The sequence below is a fragment of the Caulobacter sp. AP07 genome (assembly GCF_000281955.1).
GTDB lineage: Bacteria > Pseudomonadota > Alphaproteobacteria > Caulobacterales > Caulobacteraceae > Caulobacter.
This window is the reverse complement of sequence record NZ_AKKF01000139.1, coordinates 12,606-31,781: the sequence shown is the minus strand read 5'-3', so window position 1 is coordinate 31,781 and position 19,176 is coordinate 12,606. Positions and strand designations below refer to the sequence as shown.

Sequence of the window (19,176 nt, the reverse complement as noted above, 5' to 3'; positions counted from 1 at the left end):
TCGTCCTCGCCTTTTGACAGGCCCCGCACGACGCGGCGGAGCCAAGCTCCAGTCCTCGGTAGCGGCGGACCTGGAGGCAGCATGTGCGGGATCGCGGGCCTGTTCGATATCAAAGGGTCACGGACATACGATCCGGCGCTGATCCGGCGCATGACCGCCGCGATCGCCCACCGCGGTCCCGACGGCGCGGGCGTCTATCTTCAGCCGGGCGTGGCGCTCGGCCATCGGCGGCTGGCCATCATCGACATCACGGGCGGCGCCCAGCCGATGGAGACCCGCGATGGAGCCCTCTCGGTCGTGTTCAACGGCGAGATCTACAACTTCCATGAGCTGCGCGGCGAACTCGAAGGGAAAGGCGCGCGCTTCGAGACCCGTAGCGACACGGAAGTGTTGCTGCATGGGTGGCGCGCATGGCGGGAGGCGCTGTTTTCGAAACTACAGGGGCAGTTCGCGTTCGCGCTTTGGGACCGGGATGAGCAGATGCTGGTCCTCGGGCGCGACCACTTCGGAAAGAAGCCGCTGCACTACCAGGTCAGTCCCGACGGCGCCCTGGCGTTCGCCTCCGAGATCAAGGCCCTGCTGACCCTTCCTCAAGCCGATCGCGCTTTGGACGCGCAGGCGGTCGAGGACTTCTTCGCCTACGGATATGTGCCCGACCCGAAGACGATCTACCGTTCCATCCGGAAGCTGCCGGCAGGGTGCTACCTGTTGGCCCGGCGCGGTCGTCCTCCGGAGATCCGCCGATACTGGTCCCTGCTGGAGACCGCGCCGGCGTCCGGAACCGCGACGCCCGAGCTTCTGGTCGAAACCCTGGCCGCGGCGGTCAAGCGCCGCCTCGTCTCCGACGTGCCGCTGGGAGCGCTGCTGTCGGGCGGCGTCGATTCAAGCGCCGTCGTCGCCCTGATGGCGTTGCAGGCCGGGCGCCCGGTCGACACGTTCTCGATCGCGTTCGGCGACTGGGATTTCGACGAGACGTCCTACGCCCGGGCCGTGGCGGAACGCTATGCGACGCGCCACGACGTCCGCCGGGTCAGCGCCGACGACTTCGAGCTGATGGGGCGACTGCCGGAAATCCATGACGAGCCGTTTGGCGACGTCTCGGCGATCCCCACCTTCGCCGTGTGCGCCCAGGCCCGGCGATCGGTGACCGTGGCCCTGTCGGGCGACGGCGGCGACGAGGTGCTGGCCGGCTACCGGCGCCACGCCTTCCATTGCCTGGGGGAGCGTGTGCGCTCGCACATCGCACCGGCCGTCCGGGCTCGATTGTTCGGCCCGCTGGCGGACATCTATCCGCGCGGCGCCTGGCTGCCGCGGCCGCTCCGCGCGAAGGCCACCCTGCGCGAACTGTCGCTGGACTCCGCCAGCGCCTACGTCCGCATGTCCTCCGCGCTCCCCAAGGAGGCGCGGGCGGCGTTGCTGACGACCGATTTCCGGAGGGCGCTGGGGGGCTACGACGCCGGCGACGTCGTTCGTACGGCGTTCAATGCGGACGCTCCGCTGGATCCGCTGCAACGCGCCCAGTACGCCGACATCATGACCTATCTGCCCGGCGACATCCTGACCAAGGTGGACCGGGCGAGCATGGCCAATTCCCTGGAGGTTCGGTCGCCGATGCTCGACCCGCGGTTCGTCGCCCTGTGCTTCTGGCTGCCGCCGACCCTGAAGCTGTCGCGCGCGCGCGGCGGCAAGGCCATCCTCAAGCAGGCGATGGAGCCCTACCTGCCGCGCGATCTGCTCTACCGGCCCAAGCAGGGTTTCTCCGTGCCCCTCGCGCGCTGGTTCCAGGGCCCCCTGCGCCAGGCGCTCCTTCGCCTGGCGGACAGTCCGCACCTGCGCGACTGCGGCATGATCGACACGGGGCGCGTGAGGAAGATGGCCATCCAGCACGTCGAGGGCCTCCAGGATCACTCCAAGGCGCTGTGGCTGACCTGGGTGTTCGACGCCTTCCTGGCGCACAACGCCGTGTCCGGTGTTCGGGCCGCCAATGACGAGCGCGACGAGGGCCCATGGCCGGGCGACGGGGGAACCGCCACGTGGCCCGCGGCGTCATCGACCCTGGCCTGAGCGCGGACCGTCCGGCGGTTCGCCGTCATGGCGCCGCCTGGTCACCGCCCTCCGGTTCCTCGAGGAGATAGCGAGCCAGGTCCAGGACGCCTTGCGCGTGTCTGCCTTCGAACCCGGCCGTGGCCGCCCCATCGAGCAACGCCTTGTTGGCCTCGCCGATCCTGGTCCAGCCGAACGCCTCCGCGTAGCGCCTCGTCTCCAACCGGGTCGGCATGTTCTGGCGCAGGAGGTCCAGCGCTTCCACCAGACATTCCGGCGTGCGCCGGCTCATGAGCACACCCGCGGCGCCGGAGCGAATAACCTCCCCGGCGCCGTTGACGTTTGTCGCGACCACCGGCGTGCCGCAGGCCATCGCCTCGAGCAGCACGTTCGCCCAGCCCTCCCGCGAAGAGGCCAGCACCAGGACGTCGGCCGCGGCATAGACGCCCGGCAGGTCGGCGTGCGCCACCTCGCCGAGGAAGCGGACGCGGCCGGCGACGCCCAGGCGCCTGGCGTGAGTTTCCAGCGCCGCGCGCAGGGGGCCGCCCCCCGCGATGAGGAGAGTGTAGTCGGGGCGGTTCGCGAGCGCGTCGAGGACCAGGTCGAGCCCCTTTCGCGGAATGAGGCCGCCGACGCAAAGCAGGGTGAACCCGTCCAGCCCGAGGGTCGCGCGTGCGGCGGCTCTGTCTTGCGGGCGAAAGAGCCAAAGATCGACCCCGTTGCGCAGGACCACGATGCGATCCGCGGGCGCGCCCAGCGCGATCAGCCGGCGCCTCAGGTCGTCGCAGACGGTGACCATGGCGCTCGCCTGATCGGCCGCCCAGCGGATCCGCCGACAGGGCCCCGTTTCCTCGGGGATCAGGGTGAGGTCCGTTCCCCGGCCGGTGATGATCACCGGCAGCCGAAGGGCCTGTCCCAGATGCGCGGCGGCGACGCCGTCCGGGTAGAAGTAGTGGGCGTCGATGACGTCGAACCGCCGCCCCGCCTCCTGCAGCCGGCGCGCCAGCGCGAGCCCGCGGCGAAAGAGCGCTTCGGGCGCCCAGCCGGAGCCGAACTTCGGAATGGCCACGTAGCGCGGGTGCCAGACTTCGACGCCGTGCCGCACCTCGCGCCGCGGAACCCGGGCGAACGCCGAGTAGCGGCCGAAAAATTTGTGGGACAGCGGGAAGTACGGCACCGGCGCGATGACGGTGGCCTCGATGCCGCCCTGCGCGATCGTCGCCCGGAGCCGATTCTCGACGAACACCCCATGGTTCGGCTGAGCCGCGTTTGGGTAGAGGGTCGAGAACACCAGGACACGGGTCATGCGGGGGCCTCTCGGAGCAGCGCACTTGTCCAGGATGTGCGGAGAATCCCCGGGCGCCTGCATTTCAGAATGATGCATCGCCTGATCGACGCCCCGGCCGGGCGGCCCTTTCACCGTCGATAGACCCGAAAGGTGATCATTCGACAGGGCGGCGGCCCATTTCGCCGAAGTTAACTGGAGCAACCGTGACGGTTCCGACAAGGCGCCGCCGTGAAGGCGTTCCAGAGCTGTGGGATTTGGCCGTGAGCATTTTCGGACATCACGTTCCTCGCCGATTCTCCATCCTCGCTGGCCTGGATGGCGGAATGTTCCTGCTGGTCCTGCAGTTTCTGAACATCTCTCCGCGATGCACGGGGTGTTTCGCCGGACCGCTGATGAAATTCGATCCGCCGGAGACCCTTCTGCTGACCGCCGGACTGCTGCTCATCACGACGGGGGCGGGGCTCTACGACAATGACGCGGCCCAGGATTTCAGGATCATCCTGAAGCGGTTCCTGGTGGCGTGGATGATCATCCTGGTGCCGTCCGTCGCGACCATCGCCCTGACCAAGATCGCCGCGGGACTTCCGTTCGGCGGACACGTGGGCGTCCTGTCGCTCGCCATCACCCTGTGCATGCTCATCATGCTGGTGCTGCACATGGTGCTGGGATGGTGGCTGGGGTTGTCGTTCATGAAACGACGGGTCCTGGTGCTGGGTGACGGTCCGGGCGCGGAGGCGGTGACGAGGTTCCTCAGTGGGCCCGGCCGCGGCCACTTCCACCACTTGCAGACCATCCGCAACTGGCGGGCGCCGGAATACGCCCTTCCCCGGATCGGCAACCTCCTGCTCGCCGTCCCCGCCCCTGAACGGGCGCCGCTTTCGATGCTCGCGGAAATGCTGCGCACGGACGAGATCATCGTAGCGGTGGACGACCACGGAGGCCTGCCGGTCACCGAACTCATGGAGTGCAAGCTGCACGGCATGGAAGTGGTCGACGCGCTGATCTTCTGGGAGCGCGAGGCCGGCGTGATCGATTCCTCCAAGGTCGAACCTGGGTGGCTCACCTTCTCCAGCGGCTTCGTGTTCAATCATCGTCACCGTGTGCTCAAGCGCGCGCTCGATCTCATCGTCAGCGTGGTCTTCCTGGTCTTCGCCCTGCCGGTGTGCCTGCTGACGGCCCTGGCCATCCGGTTGGAGAGCCGCGGGCCGATCTTCTACCGGCAGGAGCGCGTCGGCCTGAACGGCCGGATCTTCAAGGTGTGGAAGTTCCGCAGCATGAGGACCGACGCCGAGCAGGACGGGGTGGCCCGCTGGGCGGCCTCCGCCGACGACCGGGTGACCCGGGTCGGCCGTTTCATCCGCAAGGTGCGGATCGACGAAATTCCCCAGGTCATCAACGTCCTGGTGGGAGAGATGAGCTTCATCGGCCCGCGGCCGGAACGCCCGTTCTTCGTCGAACAGCTTCGCGAGTTGCTCCCCAACTACGACCTCAGGCATCGCATGAGGCCGGGCATCACTGGCTGGGCGCAGGTGAACTATCGCTACGGCGCGTCCATCGAGGACGCGAGGCAGAAGCTCTCCTACGATCTCTACTATCTCAAGAAGAACGACATCCTGCTCGACTTCGCGATCCTGGTGCAGACGATCCGCGTGGTCCTGTTCCCGGATGGCGCCCGGTGACCCACGGCCTGCGGTCGACCGCCTTCATTCCATCGCCGAGGATCGAACCCGCGCCGTGGTTCGACGGGCGCGATGATCGCCCACACCTGGTCCACGTCTTCCCCAGCTTCAGTATCGGGGGCACCCAGGTGCGCTTCGCGGCGCTGGCGACGGCCCTGCGCGCCCGCTTTCGTCATACGGTGGTGTCGCTCGACGGCGACTACGGCGCCGCCGTGCTCGTCCCGCCTTGCGCGCCGGTGCGCTACGCCGAGCCGCCGCCGCCGACGTCGTCGGCGGCGGCTCGGCTGAGCCTCTATCGCGCCGAGCTCGCCGCGCTCAAGCCGGACGTGCTGGTGACCTACAACTGGGGCGCCATGGAGGTGGCCCTCGTCAACGCGTTCGGCGGTGGCCCGCACGTCCACATGGAAGACGGCTTTGGTCCGGAGGAGGCCGTCCGGCAGTTCACGCGGCGGATCTGGGCGCGCCGGGTCGCCCTGGCCCGCAGCCACGTGGTCGTGCCGTCGCGTACGCTGCAGGCCATCGCGATCGACAACTGGCGTCTGGACAGGCGCAATGTCCAGCACATCCCCAATGGCGTCGCCCCGCAGGCCGACTACGTCACGCGCCTGGACAGCCTGCGGCCGAACCTGCCGCGCGGACTTCCGGTGGTCGTCTGGGTCGGCGCGCTCCGGCCCGAGAAAAATCCGCTTCGCCTGCTCCGCGCCTTCGCGCCGCTCAAGGCGCACGCCGTGCTTCTGATGATCGGCGAGGGGTCCGAACGGAACGCCATCCTGCAGGAAGCCGCGCGGCTCCAGCTTGGAGGGCGTCTGCGTCTTCTGGGGCGCCGGACCGATGCGCGGGACCTCATCATGCAGTCCCAGATCCTGGCCCTGTCGAGCGACACCGAACAGATGCCGTTCGCCGTCCTGGAAGCAATGGACGCGGGACTGCCGGTCGCCTCGACGGACGTCGGAGACGTTCGGGAGATGGTGGCGGTCGAAAACCGGCCCTTCGTGGTGGCGCCCTCCGAGGCCGCCCTCGGTGATGCGTTGCGCGCCCTGATCGTCGACCCGGCCTTGCGGGCGAGCATCGGCCAGGCCAATCGCGCCCGTCAGCGCGAGCTCTACACCCTGTCCGCCATGGCCGAAGCCTACGGCGTGCTGTTCGACAGGCTCAGCGCCCGGTCCCGCGCAAGGTCGTCCCGGTGAGGTCGGGGCCACGCGTTTCGGTCATCGTGCCGGCCTACGGCGTCGCGCACCTGCTGGGCGACGCCCTGGCCTCGCTCCAGGGGCAGCATTGGCAGGATTGGGAAGCGATCGTGGTCGACGACGGGGCGCCCGACGACGTGGCCGCGGCGTTCGCGCGCTTCGCGGGCGATCCGCGCTTTCGCCTGTTGCGGACCGACAACCGGGGGGTCTCCACCGCCCGCAATCGCGCCATCGCCGCATCGACGGCGCCCTTCGTCGCCTTCCTGGACGGCGATGACCTCTACGATCCGACCTATCTGGAACGCATGCTGGCCGCGATTGAAGCCGACGACGCCCTGGCGTTCGTGAGTTGCGACGCGGTCTGTTTCGGCGCGGGCGAACGCGCGCCGCGGCGCTATTCCGCGACCTACGCCATGGCCGGCCCCGTTTCGCTGGAGCGGGTCCTGAATCGCGAGATGAACATCTTCGTGGCCGCGATCCTCCGCCGGGAGGCCCTGGACGCGATCGGCGGGTTCGACGACGAGTTGGCCGCGTCCGAGGACCTGGACCTGTGGATACGCCTGCTGGCGGCGGGATGGGGCGGCGCCGTCCTGGTCGAGCCGCTCGTCCGCTACCGGCGCCGTCGCGGTTCGCTGTCGTCGAGCGCCCGGCGCATTCTGGTCGGTTCCTGCACGGTCTACCGCAAGGCGTCCGCGGCCTTGGAGGGGCGGGCCGAGCAGGCGACGGCCGACCGCATGCTCGCCTCTTGCGAACAGGCGGTGCGGTGGCTGGACGGCGAGGCCCTGATCCTCGGCGGCGACGTCGCCGCGGGCCTGCCGCTCCTGGCGGACGCCGAGCGGCGCTCGTTGCGCTGGCGCGTCGCCCTGAGCGTCATGCGACGGGCGCCCCGGCTGGCCGCCTTCCTGTTGCGGGTCCGGCCTTGGCTGCCGGGCCCACGCCGCCCGCTCCCCGAGGCGACGGGTCGCACCAGCCTCGGAGTCTCGACCGCTCCGTCGCCCATCAAACGATAGGGTGGGGCCCGGGCGATCGATTAAAACAGTAGAGCATTCGCTGAAATCCAGTGCGGGGTCCTGTGGCACATGCCCATTACTAACGACACATCGCTTGGATTGAATGTGGAGATCCCTCAAGAAGCACTCGTGAATTTATATGGATGTACTATTGGCGACTTCACTCGCATTGGCGCGTTCGTAGAAGTTCAGAAGCGGGCGAAGATCGGCGCACGATGCAAGATTTCATCTCATAGTTTTATTTGCGAAGGCGTCGTCATCGAGGACGACGTTTTCATCGGCCATGGTGTGATGTTCATCAACGACCTGTACCCGCGAGCGACGGCGGCGGGTGGCGGTTTGCAGACGGAAGCGGACTGGCGGGTCGTTCCGACCGTCGTGCGTCAGGGGGCGTCGATCGGTTCCAACGCCACGATCCTGGCCGGCGTCGTCATCGGCGCGGGCGCGCTGGTGGGCGCCGGGGCGGTGGTCACCCGGGACGTGGCCGCCCACGCCATTGTCGCCGGCAATCCCGCCCGGCCGCTCCGGGACGCGCGTCGCCCCGAGCATCTCCGGCCGACGGCCATGCCGCCAGCCCAGGAAGTCCGCCCATGATCGGCGTCGCGGTGATCGGCTACGGCTATTGGGGGCCGAACCTGGCGCGTTGCTTCGCCGAGACGGACGGCTGTCGCGTGGTCGCCATCGTCGATCCGTCGCCCGCCGCCCTGGCCCGCGCCGCGAAGCGCTATCCCCATGCGCGGATGCTGACCGATTGGCGCGACGCCTTGGCCGATCCGGAGATCGCCGCCGTGGCGATCGCGACCCCCGTGCGGACGCACTACGAGATCGCCGCTGCGGCGTTGCTGGCCGGCCGGCACGTGCTTGTCGAAAAGCCGATGACCGAGAACTCCGACCAGGCGCGCCAGCTGATCGAGCTGGCGGAGCAGCGCGGCCTGACGCTCCTGGTCGACCACACCTTCATCTATTCCAGCGCGGTGGGGAAGATGAAGGAGCTCATCGCCGCCGATGATCTGGGACAGATCTATTACTACGACTCGACGCGGATCAACCTGGGTCTGTTCCAGCGCGACGTGAACGTCATCTGGGATCTGGCGGTGCATGACCTGGCGATCCTGCAACATGTTCTGGACAGCCCGCCCACCGCCATTTCCGCCAACGGGATCAGTCATGTGCGCGGGGCGCCCGAGAACATGGCGCAGATCACGCTCTATCTGGAAAGCGGCGCGGTCGCGCACCTGAACGTCAATTGGCTGGCGCCGGTGAAGGTTCGGCGGGTGCTGATCGCCGGGACCCGCAAGATGATCGTCTGGGACGATCTCGAGCCCAGCGACAAGATCAAGGTCTACGATCGCGGCGTCAGCCTGACCAACGACCCTGAAGAAATCTACCAGATGCTGGTCAGCTATCGGATCGGCGACATGTGGGCGCCGCGGCTGTCCGTCGCCGAGCCCGTCCTGACCGAAACGACGCACTTCATCACCTGCATCAACGACGGCCTGACCCCGATCACGGATGGCCGCCTGGGTCTCCAGGTCGTGGAGATGCTGGAGGCGGCGACCCGTTCGATGAGCATGCGCGGCCATCCCGTCGAGGTGAGTCCCCAGCGGAGAGCCTCATGATCCCGTTCCTCGACCTGAAGCTTCAGCATCACGCGCTGGAACCCGAGCTCGCGGAGGCCGCGCGCCGCGTGATCGCCAGCGGGCAGTTCGTGCTGGGCGAACACAACGCGGTGTTCGAGGCGGCCTTCGCGGCGTTCTGCGGCTGTCCCCACGCCGTCACGGTCAACACCGGAACCTCGGCGCTGCACCTGGCCCTGCTCGCGGCCGGCGTCCGGCCAGGCGACGAGGTGATCACCACGCCGTCGACCTTCGTCGCCACCGTGGCCGCGATCCAGTATGCCGGGGCCACCGCCCGGCTGGTCGACATCGATCCTGAAACCTGGACGATGGACCCGGCGCTGCTCGAAGCCGCCATCACGCCGCGGACCAAGGCGATCGTTCCGGTGCACCTGCATGGGCGCCTCGCGGACATGGGTCCGATCATGGCGATCGCCCGCGCCCATGACCTGACGGTGATCGAGGACGCGGCCCAGGCGCACGGCGCCGAGGCGGACGGCCGCCGCGCCGGCGCCATTGGCGACATCGGCTGTTTCAGCTTCTATCCGGGCAAGAACCTCGGGGCCTGCGGCGAAGGCGGCGCCGTCACCACGCACCGCGCCGACCTGGCCGCCCGCGTCCGGCTGCTGCGGGACTGGGGGCAGGAGCGGAAATACCTGCACGTCGAAAAGGGCTTCAACTATCGGCTGGATGAACTCCAGGCCGCCCTGCTGAACGTCAAGTTGCCGCATCTGGAAAGCTGGACCGAGATGCGCCGGCGCGCCGCGTCGCGCTACGACCGGAACCTGGCCGGCGCGGGCATCCGGCATCCCGCGCCGCCGCGGGGCGGCGACCATGTCTACCATGTGTACGCGGTTCGGGTTCCCGACCGAGACACCGTGCGCGCCAGCCTCTCCTCCGAGGTCGGAACCAACATCCACTATCCGATTCCGGTGCATCTGCAGCCGGCCTATGCGGACCTCGGCTACGGGCGTGGCGACTTCCCGGCCAGCGAGCGGCTGGCGGACGAAACCCTGTCGCTGCCGATGTTTCCCGGCATCACGGACGAGCAGGTCGACGCGGTCTGCGACGCCCTGCGCGACGTGTGCGGGACGCCTTCGTCGCTCCACGGAAGGGCCGCCTGATGAACCCCGCACGCATCGCCAGGGCCGTTCACGGCCGGGAGCCGGTCCAACCCGATCCGGCCTTCGAGATCGAGTTCGCCCAGGACCTGGCGCGCCGCTGCGCGCCGTCCGAGATCATGGCCCTGTTCCGCCGCTTCAACCAGGGCGAAGACCCTATCGATTTCCTGATGCGGCGAACCTGTGTTCGCGCCCTGGCGAGGCGGTGCGGGTCCGGCCTTCGGATCGGGCCCAGCGTCGGTCTGCGTCACGTGGAGACGTTCGAGATCGGCGACGGCGTGGTGATCGGCGAACAGGTCATGATCCATGGCCGGTTCGACGGGACGTGCGTGATCGGCAACAAGGTCTGGATCGGCGCCCAGGCCTTCCTCGACGCGCGGGACCTGGTGATCGGCGACAATGTCGGCTGGGCGCCGGGCGCGAAGGTGCTCGGTTCGAAACACTCCGGCCTGCCGATCGACGTGCCGATCATCGCGACGGACCTGCTCATCCCGCGGACCGCGGTCGAGGATGACGCGGATATCGGCGTGAACGCCGTCCTGCTGCCCGGCGTCACGATCGGCCGCGGGGCGATCGTCGGGGCCGGCGCCATCGTCACCAAGGACGTGCCCGCCTTTTCGAAGGTCGCCGGCTGTCCGGCCCAGATCATCGGCTACCGCGATGACCGCGACGTCCTGGCGGAGGTCTCGCCATGACCCTTCCTCTCTACGACCTGTCGGGCCGCAAGGTGCTGGTCACGGGCGGCGCCGGCTTCATCGGCAGCCGTACGGTCGATCATCTTCTCATGGCCGGCGCCGGCGAGATCGTCGTGGTCGACGACATGGTGCGCGGCCGGCGCGAGAATCTCGCCGTCTCGCTCGCGAGCGGCCGGGTTCGCCTGGTGCGGGGCGACATCTGCGACCGCGTGCTGATGAGCGATCTGGTGAACGGGTCGGACACCGTTTTCCATCTGGCCGCGCTGCGCATCACCCAATGCGCGGCGGAGCCGCGCCGCGCCGTCGAGGTGATGGTCAACGCCACCTACGATCTCCTGGAAACGTGCGTCGAGGCGAACGTGCGGAAGGTCGTCATGGCCTCGTCGGCGTCGATCTACGGCATGGCCTCGTCGTTCCCCACTCGCGAGGACCACAATCCTTACGCCAACCGCACGCTCTACGGCGCGGCGAAGGCTTTCGGCGAAGGCCTGCTGCGGACCTTCAACGACATGCATGGGCTGGACTATGTCGCGATGCGCTACTTCAACGCCTATGGCCCGCGCATGGACGTCCATGGCCGCTACACCGAGGTGCTGATCCGCTGGATGGAGCGCGTCGACGCGGGACTGCCGCCGATCGTGTTCGGCGCCGGCGATCAGACCTTGGACATGGTGCATGTGGACGACATCGCCCGCGCCAATGTGCTGGCGGCGTGCGCGCCGGCCAGCGACGTCGCGCTCAATATCGGCAGCGGCTCGGAAACCAGTCTGGCCCGTCTGGCGGAGCTGATCGTCCAGGCGATGGGCGGCAAGAGCCTGCTGCTGGTGCATGAGCCCGAACGCGCCGTGAACCCGGTGCCCAGACGCCTCGCGGACATTTCCCTGGCCGCCGAGCGGATCGGCTACGCGCCGCGGGTCTCCCTCGAGGACGGCCTGCGCGACCTGGTCGCCTGGTGGCGCGAGGAAAAGCACGGAACCGCGGGGGCGAAAGGACAGTCGGCATGATCCCCATCACGAAACCGATGCTGGACGAATCCGAGGCCCGGGCCGCGGCCGAGGTCGTCCTGTCCGGCTGGCTCAGCCAGGGCGCGCAGGTCGCCGCCTTCGAGGCCGAGTTCGCGCGGCAGGTGCGGGCGCCCTACGCCTGCGCGGTCTCGAACTGCACGACGGCGCTGCATCTCGCGCTGCTGGTCGCCGGCGTTGGCCCCGGGGACGAGGTGATCACGGTCAGCCACAGCTTCATCGCCACGGCCAACGTGGTGCGCCAATGCGGCGCGACGCCGGTCTTCGTCGATATCGATCCCGCCACCTACAATCTGGACCCTGAACGACTCGCCGCCGCCATCACCGCGCGGAGCAAGGCGATCCTCTGCGTGCATCAGGTCGGCCTGCCCTGCGACCTCGGGCGCATCCTGTCGATCGCGGGGACGCATGACCTAGTGGTCATCGAGGACGCGGCCTGCGCCATCGGCTCGGAAATCCGCCTCGACGGGGCCTGGGCGCCGATCGGCGCGCCGCACGGCGACGTCGCCTGCTTTTCCTTCCATCCCCGCAAGGTGATCACGACCGGCGAAGGCGGCATGCTGACGACCCGGCACGCCGACTGGGATCGCCAGTTCCGGCTGTTGCGCCAGCACGGGATGAGCGTGCCCGATACGGCGCGCCATCACGCCAGCGAGGTCATGTTCGAAGAATACCCGGTCAGCGGGTTCAACTATCGGCTGACCGACATGCAAGCGGCGATCGGCCGCCGGCAGCTTGAGCGTCTGCCGGAAATCGTCACGCGCCGCAGGGCGCTCGCCGCCGCCTACGGGCGGATGCTCGCCGAAGTCCCGGGCGTGAGGGCGCCGTGCGAGCCGGCGTGGGCGCGCGGCAACTGGCAGAGCTACTGCGTCCGCCTGCCCGACGGCGTGGACCAGCGGCGGATCATGCAGTCGATGCTGGACGGCGGGGTGGCGACCCGGCGCGGCGTCATGTGCTCGCACCTGGAGGCGTCCTATGCGGGGACGGGCGCCGGATCGCTCCCCCATTCCGAACAGGCGCATCGCCGCTGCATCCTGCTGCCGCTCTATCCGCAGATGACCCACGACGACCAGCGCGAGGTCATCGACGCGCTGCGCCTCGCCCTGGCCGCGGAACGCTGGGCGTCCGGCGAGCCGCGCGAAGTGGCCTGAGATGACCCGCGCGCCTCCCATCGATCGGGCCTTCCGATGACCGCCGCGGCCTTGCCCAAGCCCGATCGCCGGACGATCGACATCCGGCCGGGCAGGTCCCTGGGGAAGCTGGAGCTGGAGGAGCTCTGGCAGTACCGCGAGCTGCTCTATTTCCTGGTCCTGAGGGAACTCAAGATCCGGTACCGGCAAGCGGCGATCGGCGCCGCGTGGGCCTTGATCCAGCCCATCCTGGCCGTGGCGATCTTCAGCGTGGTGTTCGGCCACTTCGCGAAGATGCCGTCGGGCGGCGTGCCCTATCCGATCTTCGCCTTCACCGCCGTCCTGCCCTGGATGTACTTCGCCGAGGCCGTCCGCCGAGGCTCGACCGGCCTGGTCAGCGATTCCGATTTGATCCGCAAAATCTACTTTCCGCGGTTGCTTGTTCCGCTCGCCATGGTGGCCGCCCCGCTCATCGATTTCGCCGCCGGCTTTGTCGTGCTCCTGGCTATGCTTGTCTGGTACCAGGTCGAGATCACCCCATACATCTTTCTCCTGCCACTATTTCTGCTGGTGGCCCTCAGCCTCTCGCTTTCCGTGGCGCTGTGGCTTGCGCCTCTGAGTGTTCGATTTCGTGATGTCGTGCATGCGCTGCCGTTCGTCATCCAGGTCTGGATGTATGCTTCGCCCGTTGCCTATCCGATGGCCATCGTTCCTGAGCGCTGGCGGCTTCTATACAGCCTCAACCCCATGGTGGGCGTGATCGAGGGCTTCCGCTGGGTGCTTCTCCGCGACGGTCACCCGGACTTCAGAGCGATCGCCATCAGCTGCGTGATCATCTCGGCCTGCCTGGCGGGCGGACTGGTCTACTTCAAGAAGATGGAGCGCTCCTTTGCGGACGTCATCTGATCCGGCGGATTCCATCGCCATCGAGGCGCGGGGGCTCGGCAAGAAATATCGGCTCCAGGGTCGCGGCCGGCGGCACGACACGGTTCGCGACATCGTGGCCTCCGCCTTCGGCGCCGCGCTCAAGGGCGTTGGCCAGCCCCGCCGCCCCGCCGAGAGCTTCTGGGCCCTGAAGGACGTCTCGTTCCAGATCCGGCACGGCGAGAACGTCGGCGTTCTCGGCCTCAACGGGGCGGGCAAGAGCACCTTGCTGAAGGTCCTTTCGAGAGTGACCAGCCCGACGGCGGGGCAGGCTCGGATCCATGGCCGCCTGGGGTCCCTGCTCGAGGTCGGCACCGGCTTTCACGGCGAGTTGACCGGACGCGAGAACATCTTCCTCTACGGCGCGATCCTCGGCATGAAGAAGTCCGAGACCGAGCGGAAGTTCGAGGAGATCGTCGCTTTCGCCGAACTCGAAGCGTTCATCGACATGCCGGTGAAACGATATTCGAGCGGCATGTACGTCCGCCTGGCGTTCGCCGTCGCGGCTCATCTGGAGCCGGACATCCTGCTTCTGGACGAGGTCCTGTCGGTCGGAGACCTGCCCTTCCAGCGAAAGTGCATGGACTTCGCGCGGAACCTGCAGAAGCGGCGCGCGACGATCATTCTGGTCTCCCACAACATGTTCAGTATCAAGAGCATGTGCGATCGGGTCATCTACCTTCGTGGCGGGCGCGTTCAATTCGATGGCCCGACGGAAAAAGGCGTCGAACTCTACGAGGCTGATTGCAGACTCAGCGCGGTGCCCTGGGCGAGCCACGAGGCCGCCGACTGGCCGATCGCCATCACCGACGTCACGGTGATGGACGAGGCCGACGCGCCAAGGGCCATATTCGACCACGGTGAGAGAATGCGGGTGCGGATCGATTACACCGCGACCCGGTCCGTGGAGGCCCCCAATTTCGTGGTCGCGATCGTGCGGTCGGATGGCGTCGCCTGCTGCTGCTTCAGCACCGAACTGGACGGGATTGTCGTCGATCCCTCGTCGGGTCATGGGACGATCGAGTTGCTCACGCCGCCGCTCGCCCTGATCTCCGAGTTCTACAGGATCGAGATCCTGGTGCGTGAAAAGGGCTTTCAGAAGCTGATCTGCGCCCAGGCCGGCGGGTCCTTCCATGTGCGGCACCCCATGCTGGACATGCACTTTGGCGTGTTCCACGAGCCCGGCGAGTGGGAATTGGGGGAGGCGCGGCGTCCGGCGACGCTCCGGACCATCGCCATGGGAGCCGGGCCGTGAAACCCGCGGGCGTCGATGTCATCGTCCCCTGCTACAACTATGGCCACTACCTTCGGCAGTGCGTGGCGAGCGTCCTGCGGGAAAGGCGGATCCCGATCCGCGTTCTGATCATCGACGACGCCTCGGAAGACGGTTCGGCGGCGGAGGCCCGCAGGATCGCCGCGAAGGACGAGCGGGTCGAGGTCATCGTCCATCGCGTGAACCGGGGCCACATAGCCACCTTCAACGAAGGCATCGGCTGGGTGCGGGCGGACTATATGCTGCTTCTCTCGGCCGATGACCTGGTGGCGCCCGGGGCCCTGGCGCGCGCGGTCGGGCTGATGGAAAACCATCCGGATGTCGCCTTCGTGCATGGCCGCGCCGTCCGGTTCTCGCACGAGGACGAACTCGACGCTCTCTGCGAAAGCGTCGACGCCGACGGCGCGGCGATCTTCCGGGGCGCCGACTTCATCGGCGACCTCTGCGCGCGCCCGGTCAATCCGGTCGAGACCGCCACCGTGGTCGTGCGCAGCAGCATCCAGAAGCGGATCGGCGGCTACCGCCCCCAATTGCTGCATGCGGGCGATCTGGAGATGTGGCTGCGCTGCGCCGTCCACGGAAATGTTGGCGTGATCGGCGCGGTCCAGGGCTACGTCCGCCTGCACGCCAACAACATGCGCGACAAGTACAAGGGCCCGGCGGACTACCAACAGCGATACGAGGCCTTCGTTGATTTCTTCGATCGCAACTCGGCGATGCTCGCCAACGCCGGGCAACTGAAACGCCAAGCCCTGAGGGCGCTTGCCCATCAACTGATCCACGACGCTTCGAACGCCCTCGACAATGGGCGGCGCTGCGCGTGGATGATCGAGCTGGCGCGGAAGATCTGGCCTGGGGTTCGTTGGACGAGATCCTATTGGAGGCTGGCCCTCAAGAGGATCGTCGCGCCCGTCCTGGCGCGCGGGCCGTGGAGGGGTTCGCCGAAGCCCGCGGATATGGGGCCAACGCGGTGAAAGCCGCTCCGAACGAGACGTCCCCGCCGTTTGCGGGACGCCCGCCCGGCGAGCAGGCGAGGGCGGCGGACAGGACGATCACGGTCCTGTTCTGCTGCGACCCCGGTTACTACCAGCACCTGGCTGTCGCCCTGGTCTCATTGCTCCTGAACAACGCGAGCAACTTCCTGGATGTACACCTGATATCGAGCCGCCAAGACTCCGCCATGGAGTCGAAGCTAGTCGGATCATTAGGTGGCTATGACAATTTTCGACTTCAGATATACTATTGGCGTAGCAGTCAACACCTATACACGTCGCATCATATAGCGGTGGAAACCTATACGAGGTTGTTCGCGGCAACCGTCCTGGACGATTCCATCGACAAGATCCTTTATCTGGACTCGGATCTGATCGTCGTGGACGACCTGATGAACCTGTGGCGAACCGACGTTCGGGATCACGTCCTGGCCGCCGTTCCGGATCCCTTCGGCCTGTGGCGCCGCGAGGCGCTCGGCATGCCCCGCGAGGGGCCCTACGTGAACGCCGGTGTCCTCCTGCTGAACCTGGCCAGGTGGCGCTCTGACGACCTGACAAGGCGGCTCGCCGATTTCATCGCGCGAGAAGGCGACAATCTCGCCTTCCATGATCAGGACGCGATCAATGCGGTCCTTCACGCCGCGACCAAGATCCTGCCGTACCGCTGGAACCTCCAGGCCAGGATGCTTCGGCCCTGGCGGCTGACGTCGCTGGCCGATCACGCCGCGATCGCGCGGGCCGCAAGGTCGCCGGCGATCATCCACTACACGTCCGCCCGAAAGCCATGGCTGTTCGTGGCGGCGACGCCGGGGAAGCGGCTCTATCGCGACTATCTTCGGCTGACCGCGTGGCGCGCGGCCCCGCCGATCGGCAAGAGCTGGTCGCGCCTGCCGGAATACCTGGCCAATCACGTCCTGGACCTTCTGGGGTCCGACTACACGTGGGACCGGGTTTTGCGCAGCACCACCGTCGGTCGCGTCATCGACAGGTCCGCCCGCCTGCTCTCGATGGGCCGGGCTCACTAGAGGGGGCGGCCTCCCGCGCGGCGGGAGAACCCCCGACCTGTCAAATGACCCGGCCGGCGTCGGCGCCGGGCGCCACGCTGGTCTGCGCCCCCCTCGCCCGGGCGCGGCGCCGCCGGACCCGTTGTCGCGCCGGCGTAACCGGGAGTGTCGGATCAGACATGCGCTGGGTTCTGCTCGTCATTCTTCTGTTGGGGTTTGCGCCCTGCTCTCCGATCGCGCCGCGGCCGGTGGCCAGGGCCGAGCCGTTCAAGGGCGAGGCCGCGACGTTTCGCATCGTGAACGACGGCGACGCCGCCACCTCGAAGCGGATCGTCTCCTTCGGCCAGGTCTTCCGGCGCGGCCAGGTGACGCCGAACTCACGCCTGGCGGTCAAGCTGGGAGGGGCGGCCGCGCGGTCGCAGATGGACGCCAAGGCCCTGTACCCCGACGGTTCCGTGCGCCATGCGATCATCACGGTCCAGACGCCGGTCATGACCCCAGGAGGCTCGCTCGACGGCGTCATCACGACGACCGGCGCCGGTCCGTCGCCGGCCGCCGCTCCCTCGCGGCCGCCGCCGGACGTCCGGCTGGCCTTGACCTTCCATACCGGCCCCGATCGGGTCGAGACCGTCAACGTCAACCTGCGGGGCCTCGCAAAGGCCGCCGCCCGCGACGAGCGGCCTTGGCTCGACGGCCCGCTGGTGCGGGAACGGCGCTATGCGTCCGGCCTCATGCACGGCGTCCAGGTGGTGTTCGACGTATGGACGCCGGCGGCGGGCGCGTCCCGCGTGGACGTGATCTTCCACAACGACACCGCGCAGAACCCGGACATCTCGACCCAGCTCTACGACGCGAGCCTGAGTATCAACGGGGCGCCGGCCTACCGGGTGCAGCGCGTGGCGCACTACCCCTATGCGACCTGGCACAAGGTGATCTGCGTCGACAGGGCGCCGCCGCCGCGGGTCGTGCCGGACCTGGGACTGCTGGTCGCCGTCGGCGCCGCGCCGCGCTACGCCCTCTTCCAGCCGGACCGGGGCTCGGCCGGCGAGGCCCACAAGCTGGCGACCGGCAGCGACCGGCCGCTGGGGTCGGCGGGCGTCGTGCCCTACATGCCCACCACCGGAGGACGTCCGGACATCGGGCCGCTGCCCGCCTGGGCGGTGTTCTACCTCCTCGACCCGTCGCGGGAGAACCAGGAGACGCTCCTGGCCAACGCCGACGCGGCGGGATCCATCCCCTGGCACGTCCGCGACATGCGCACCGGCGGCCCGATCGACATCGACCAGCACCCCCAGGTCTGGCTGGACGGGCGCGGCGCCGCGGCGCCGGGCGTCCTGGGCCGGCGATACGAGATATCGGACACGGTCTGGCAGCCCGACGACGCCCATCAGCCGTCGCTGACCTATCTGCCCTATCTGCTCACGGGCTCGCAGTACTACCGCGACGAACTTGCGATGCAGGCGGGCTTCGATCTGCTGTCGATGAATCCGGAGTATCGCGGTCAGACAGCGGGCATCCTGCTGGGGTCCCAGGTCCGCGCCGTCGCCTGGTCGCTTCGAACGCTGGCCAACGCGGCCTACATCCTGCCCAGCGACAGCCCCCTGCAGCCCTATTTCGAAGCCAAGCTCAACGGCAACCTGCGCGAGATCGTGCGCCGGTACGTGGAGGGCGACGAGCTCGCCGGGGCCGGCGACCTGAGGGGCTACCTGCCCGGCGCCTACGCCCAGGAAGGCGCCGCGCCGCCGTGGCAGAACGACTACCTGGTCATCGTGCTGGGCTGGATCGACAGCATGGGCTACCCGCAGGCGCGCCCGATCATGGCCTGGATGACCAATTTCGTGGCCGGCCGCTTCACCAACGACAAGCGCGGCTACGACCCGATCTACGGCACCCCGTATTTTCTGGTCGTGGCCGACCCGAAGTCGAAGCGCCCGTTCACGACCTGGCCCGAGGCCTTCGCGGCCACCTTCGATCCGGTGCGCCAGCCCGTGACCACGCTGGACAATCCAGATTGGGGGGGAGGCTACGCCGCGCTGGCGCGGGCCTCGCTGGCCTCGATCATCAATGCGACCGGATCCGCCCAGGCCCGGGAAGCCTACGGCTTCGTGAAGGCCCAGACCCCGCGGATGGACGCCAGCTATCCCAGTGAGCCCGCCTTCGCGATCGCTCTCGCCACCCCGGTTCAGGACTAG

General features: G+C 68.2%; 16 protein-coding genes. 15 read left to right on the top strand and 1 reads right to left on the bottom strand.

Annotation, left to right across the window (positions count from 1 at the left end; all coding sequences use genetic code 11):
* Positions 1-81: 81 nt before the first annotated feature.
* On the top strand, positions 82-2,064 hold the full coding sequence (asnB, locus tag PMI01_RS10395; RefSeq protein WP_007667815.1) for an asparagine synthase (glutamine-hydrolyzing): 1,983 nt from the start codon (positions 82-84) through the stop codon (positions 2,062-2,064).
* Between the two features lie 25 nt (positions 2,065-2,089).
* Here the strand turns inward: asnB and PMI01_RS10390 are convergent, their stop codons facing one another.
* Complete coding sequence (locus PMI01_RS10390) at positions 2,090-3,349, bottom strand: glycosyltransferase family 4 protein (RefSeq protein ID WP_007667812.1); 1,260 nt, start codon at positions 3,347-3,349, stop codon at positions 2,090-2,092.
* A 305-nt stretch (positions 3,350-3,654) separates the two neighbouring features.
* Here PMI01_RS10390 and PMI01_RS10385 point away from each other — a divergent pair, with 305 nt between their 5' ends.
* The 14 genes from PMI01_RS10385 (at position 3,655) to PMI01_RS10320 (ending at position 19,176) form a co-directional block, all read left to right on the top strand.
* Positions 3,655-5,010 carry a TIGR03013 family XrtA/PEP-CTERM system glycosyltransferase gene (locus PMI01_RS10385; protein ID WP_007667811.1) on the top strand — a complete coding sequence of 452 codons (1,356 nt, stop codon included), beginning with the start codon at positions 3,655-3,657 and terminating at the stop codon, positions 5,008-5,010.
* Positions 5,007-6,197 carry a glycosyltransferase family 4 protein gene (locus tag PMI01_RS10380; protein ID WP_007667801.1) on the top strand — a complete coding sequence of 397 codons (1,191 nt, stop codon included), beginning with the start codon at positions 5,007-5,009 and terminating at the stop codon, positions 6,195-6,197. The genes PMI01_RS10385 and PMI01_RS10380 overlap by 4 nt, the downstream gene beginning before the upstream one ends.
* On the top strand, positions 6,194-7,207 hold the full coding sequence (locus PMI01_RS10375; RefSeq protein ID WP_007667799.1) for a glycosyltransferase family 2 protein: 1,014 nt from the start codon (positions 6,194-6,196) through the stop codon (positions 7,205-7,207). Before PMI01_RS10380 ends, PMI01_RS10375 begins: the two co-directional genes overlap by 4 nt.
* 69 nt (positions 7,208-7,276) lie before the next feature.
* Positions 7,277-7,801 carry an acyltransferase gene (locus PMI01_RS28130; protein WP_051989948.1) on the top strand — a complete coding sequence of 175 codons (525 nt, stop codon included), beginning with the start codon at positions 7,277-7,279 and terminating at the stop codon, positions 7,799-7,801.
* Positions 7,798-8,826 (top strand): Gfo/Idh/MocA family protein, encoded by a 1,029-nt coding sequence (locus PMI01_RS10365; RefSeq protein WP_007667795.1) that lies wholly within the window; start codon positions 7,798-7,800, stop codon positions 8,824-8,826. Before PMI01_RS28130 ends, PMI01_RS10365 begins: the two co-directional genes overlap by 4 nt.
* Entirely contained in the window at positions 8,823-9,947 is a 1,125-nt protein-coding gene (locus tag PMI01_RS10360; RefSeq protein WP_007667793.1) for a DegT/DnrJ/EryC1/StrS family aminotransferase, read from the top strand. The genes PMI01_RS10365 and PMI01_RS10360 overlap by 4 nt, the downstream gene beginning before the upstream one ends.
* Entirely contained in the window at positions 9,947-10,639 is a 693-nt protein-coding gene (locus PMI01_RS28190) for an acyltransferase (RefSeq protein ID WP_007667791.1), read from the top strand. The genes PMI01_RS10360 and PMI01_RS28190 overlap by 1 nt, the downstream gene beginning before the upstream one ends.
* Complete coding sequence (locus tag PMI01_RS10350) at positions 10,636-11,643, top strand: NAD-dependent epimerase/dehydratase family protein (RefSeq protein WP_007667789.1); 1,008 nt, start codon at positions 10,636-10,638, stop codon at positions 11,641-11,643. The genes PMI01_RS28190 and PMI01_RS10350 overlap by 4 nt, the downstream gene beginning before the upstream one ends.
* Positions 11,640-12,812, top strand: a complete 1,173-nt coding sequence (locus tag PMI01_RS10345; protein WP_007667787.1) for a DegT/DnrJ/EryC1/StrS family aminotransferase — start codon at positions 11,640-11,642, stop codon at positions 12,810-12,812. Before PMI01_RS10350 ends, PMI01_RS10345 begins: the two co-directional genes overlap by 4 nt.
* 36 nt (positions 12,813-12,848) lie before the next feature.
* A complete protein-coding gene (locus tag PMI01_RS10340) occupies positions 12,849-13,697 on the top strand; it encodes an ABC transporter permease (protein WP_007667785.1) in 849 nt (282 codons plus the stop codon).
* Positions 13,681-14,970, top strand: a complete 1,290-nt coding sequence (locus PMI01_RS10335) for an ABC transporter ATP-binding protein (protein WP_007667784.1) — start codon at positions 13,681-13,683, stop codon at positions 14,968-14,970. The genes PMI01_RS10340 and PMI01_RS10335 overlap by 17 nt, the downstream gene beginning before the upstream one ends.
* Positions 14,967-15,962, top strand: coding sequence for a glycosyltransferase family 2 protein (locus PMI01_RS10330; RefSeq protein WP_007667782.1), 996 nt, complete (start codon positions 14,967-14,969; stop codon positions 15,960-15,962). The genes PMI01_RS10335 and PMI01_RS10330 overlap by 4 nt, the downstream gene beginning before the upstream one ends.
* Complete coding sequence (locus tag PMI01_RS26430; protein WP_007667780.1) at positions 15,917-17,005, top strand: glycosyltransferase family 8 protein; 1,089 nt, start codon at positions 15,917-15,919, stop codon at positions 17,003-17,005. Before PMI01_RS10330 ends, PMI01_RS26430 begins: the two co-directional genes overlap by 46 nt.
* A gap of 158 nt (positions 17,006-17,163) precedes the next feature.
* Positions 17,164-19,176 (top strand): hypothetical protein, encoded by a 2,013-nt coding sequence (locus PMI01_RS10320; RefSeq protein ID WP_007667777.1) that lies wholly within the window; start codon positions 17,164-17,166, stop codon positions 19,174-19,176.

Bases quoted from the DNA above. Each gene is read 5' to 3' on its own strand.
- PMI01_RS28130 (WP_051989948.1), top strand. From the start codon at position 7,277: ATGCCCATTACTAACGACACATCGCTTGGATTGAATGTGGAGATCCCT.
- PMI01_RS10390 (WP_007667812.1), bottom strand. From the start codon at position 3,349: ATGACCCGTGTCCTGGTGTTCTCGACCCTCTACCCAAACGCGGCTCAG.
- PMI01_RS10340 (WP_007667785.1), top strand. From the start codon at position 12,849: ATGACCGCCGCGGCCTTGCCCAAGCCCGATCGCCGGACGATCGACATC.
- PMI01_RS10345 (WP_007667787.1), top strand. From the start codon at position 11,640: ATGATCCCCATCACGAAACCGATGCTGGACGAATCCGAGGCCCGGGCC.
- asnB (WP_007667815.1), top strand. From the start codon at position 82: ATGTGCGGGATCGCGGGCCTGTTCGATATCAAAGGGTCACGGACATAC.
- PMI01_RS28190 (WP_007667791.1), top strand. From the start codon at position 9,947: ATGAACCCCGCACGCATCGCCAGGGCCGTTCACGGCCGGGAGCCGGTC.
- PMI01_RS10350 (WP_007667789.1), top strand. From the start codon at position 10,636: ATGACCCTTCCTCTCTACGACCTGTCGGGCCGCAAGGTGCTGGTCACG.
- PMI01_RS10360 (WP_007667793.1), top strand. From the start codon at position 8,823: ATGATCCCGTTCCTCGACCTGAAGCTTCAGCATCACGCGCTGGAACCC.
- PMI01_RS10385 (WP_007667811.1), top strand. From the start codon at position 3,655: ATGTTCCTGCTGGTCCTGCAGTTTCTGAACATCTCTCCGCGATGCACG.
- PMI01_RS10365 (WP_007667795.1), top strand. From the start codon at position 7,798: ATGATCGGCGTCGCGGTGATCGGCTACGGCTATTGGGGGCCGAACCTG.
- PMI01_RS10320 (WP_007667777.1), top strand. From the start codon at position 17,164: ATGCGCTGGGTTCTGCTCGTCATTCTTCTGTTGGGGTTTGCGCCCTGC.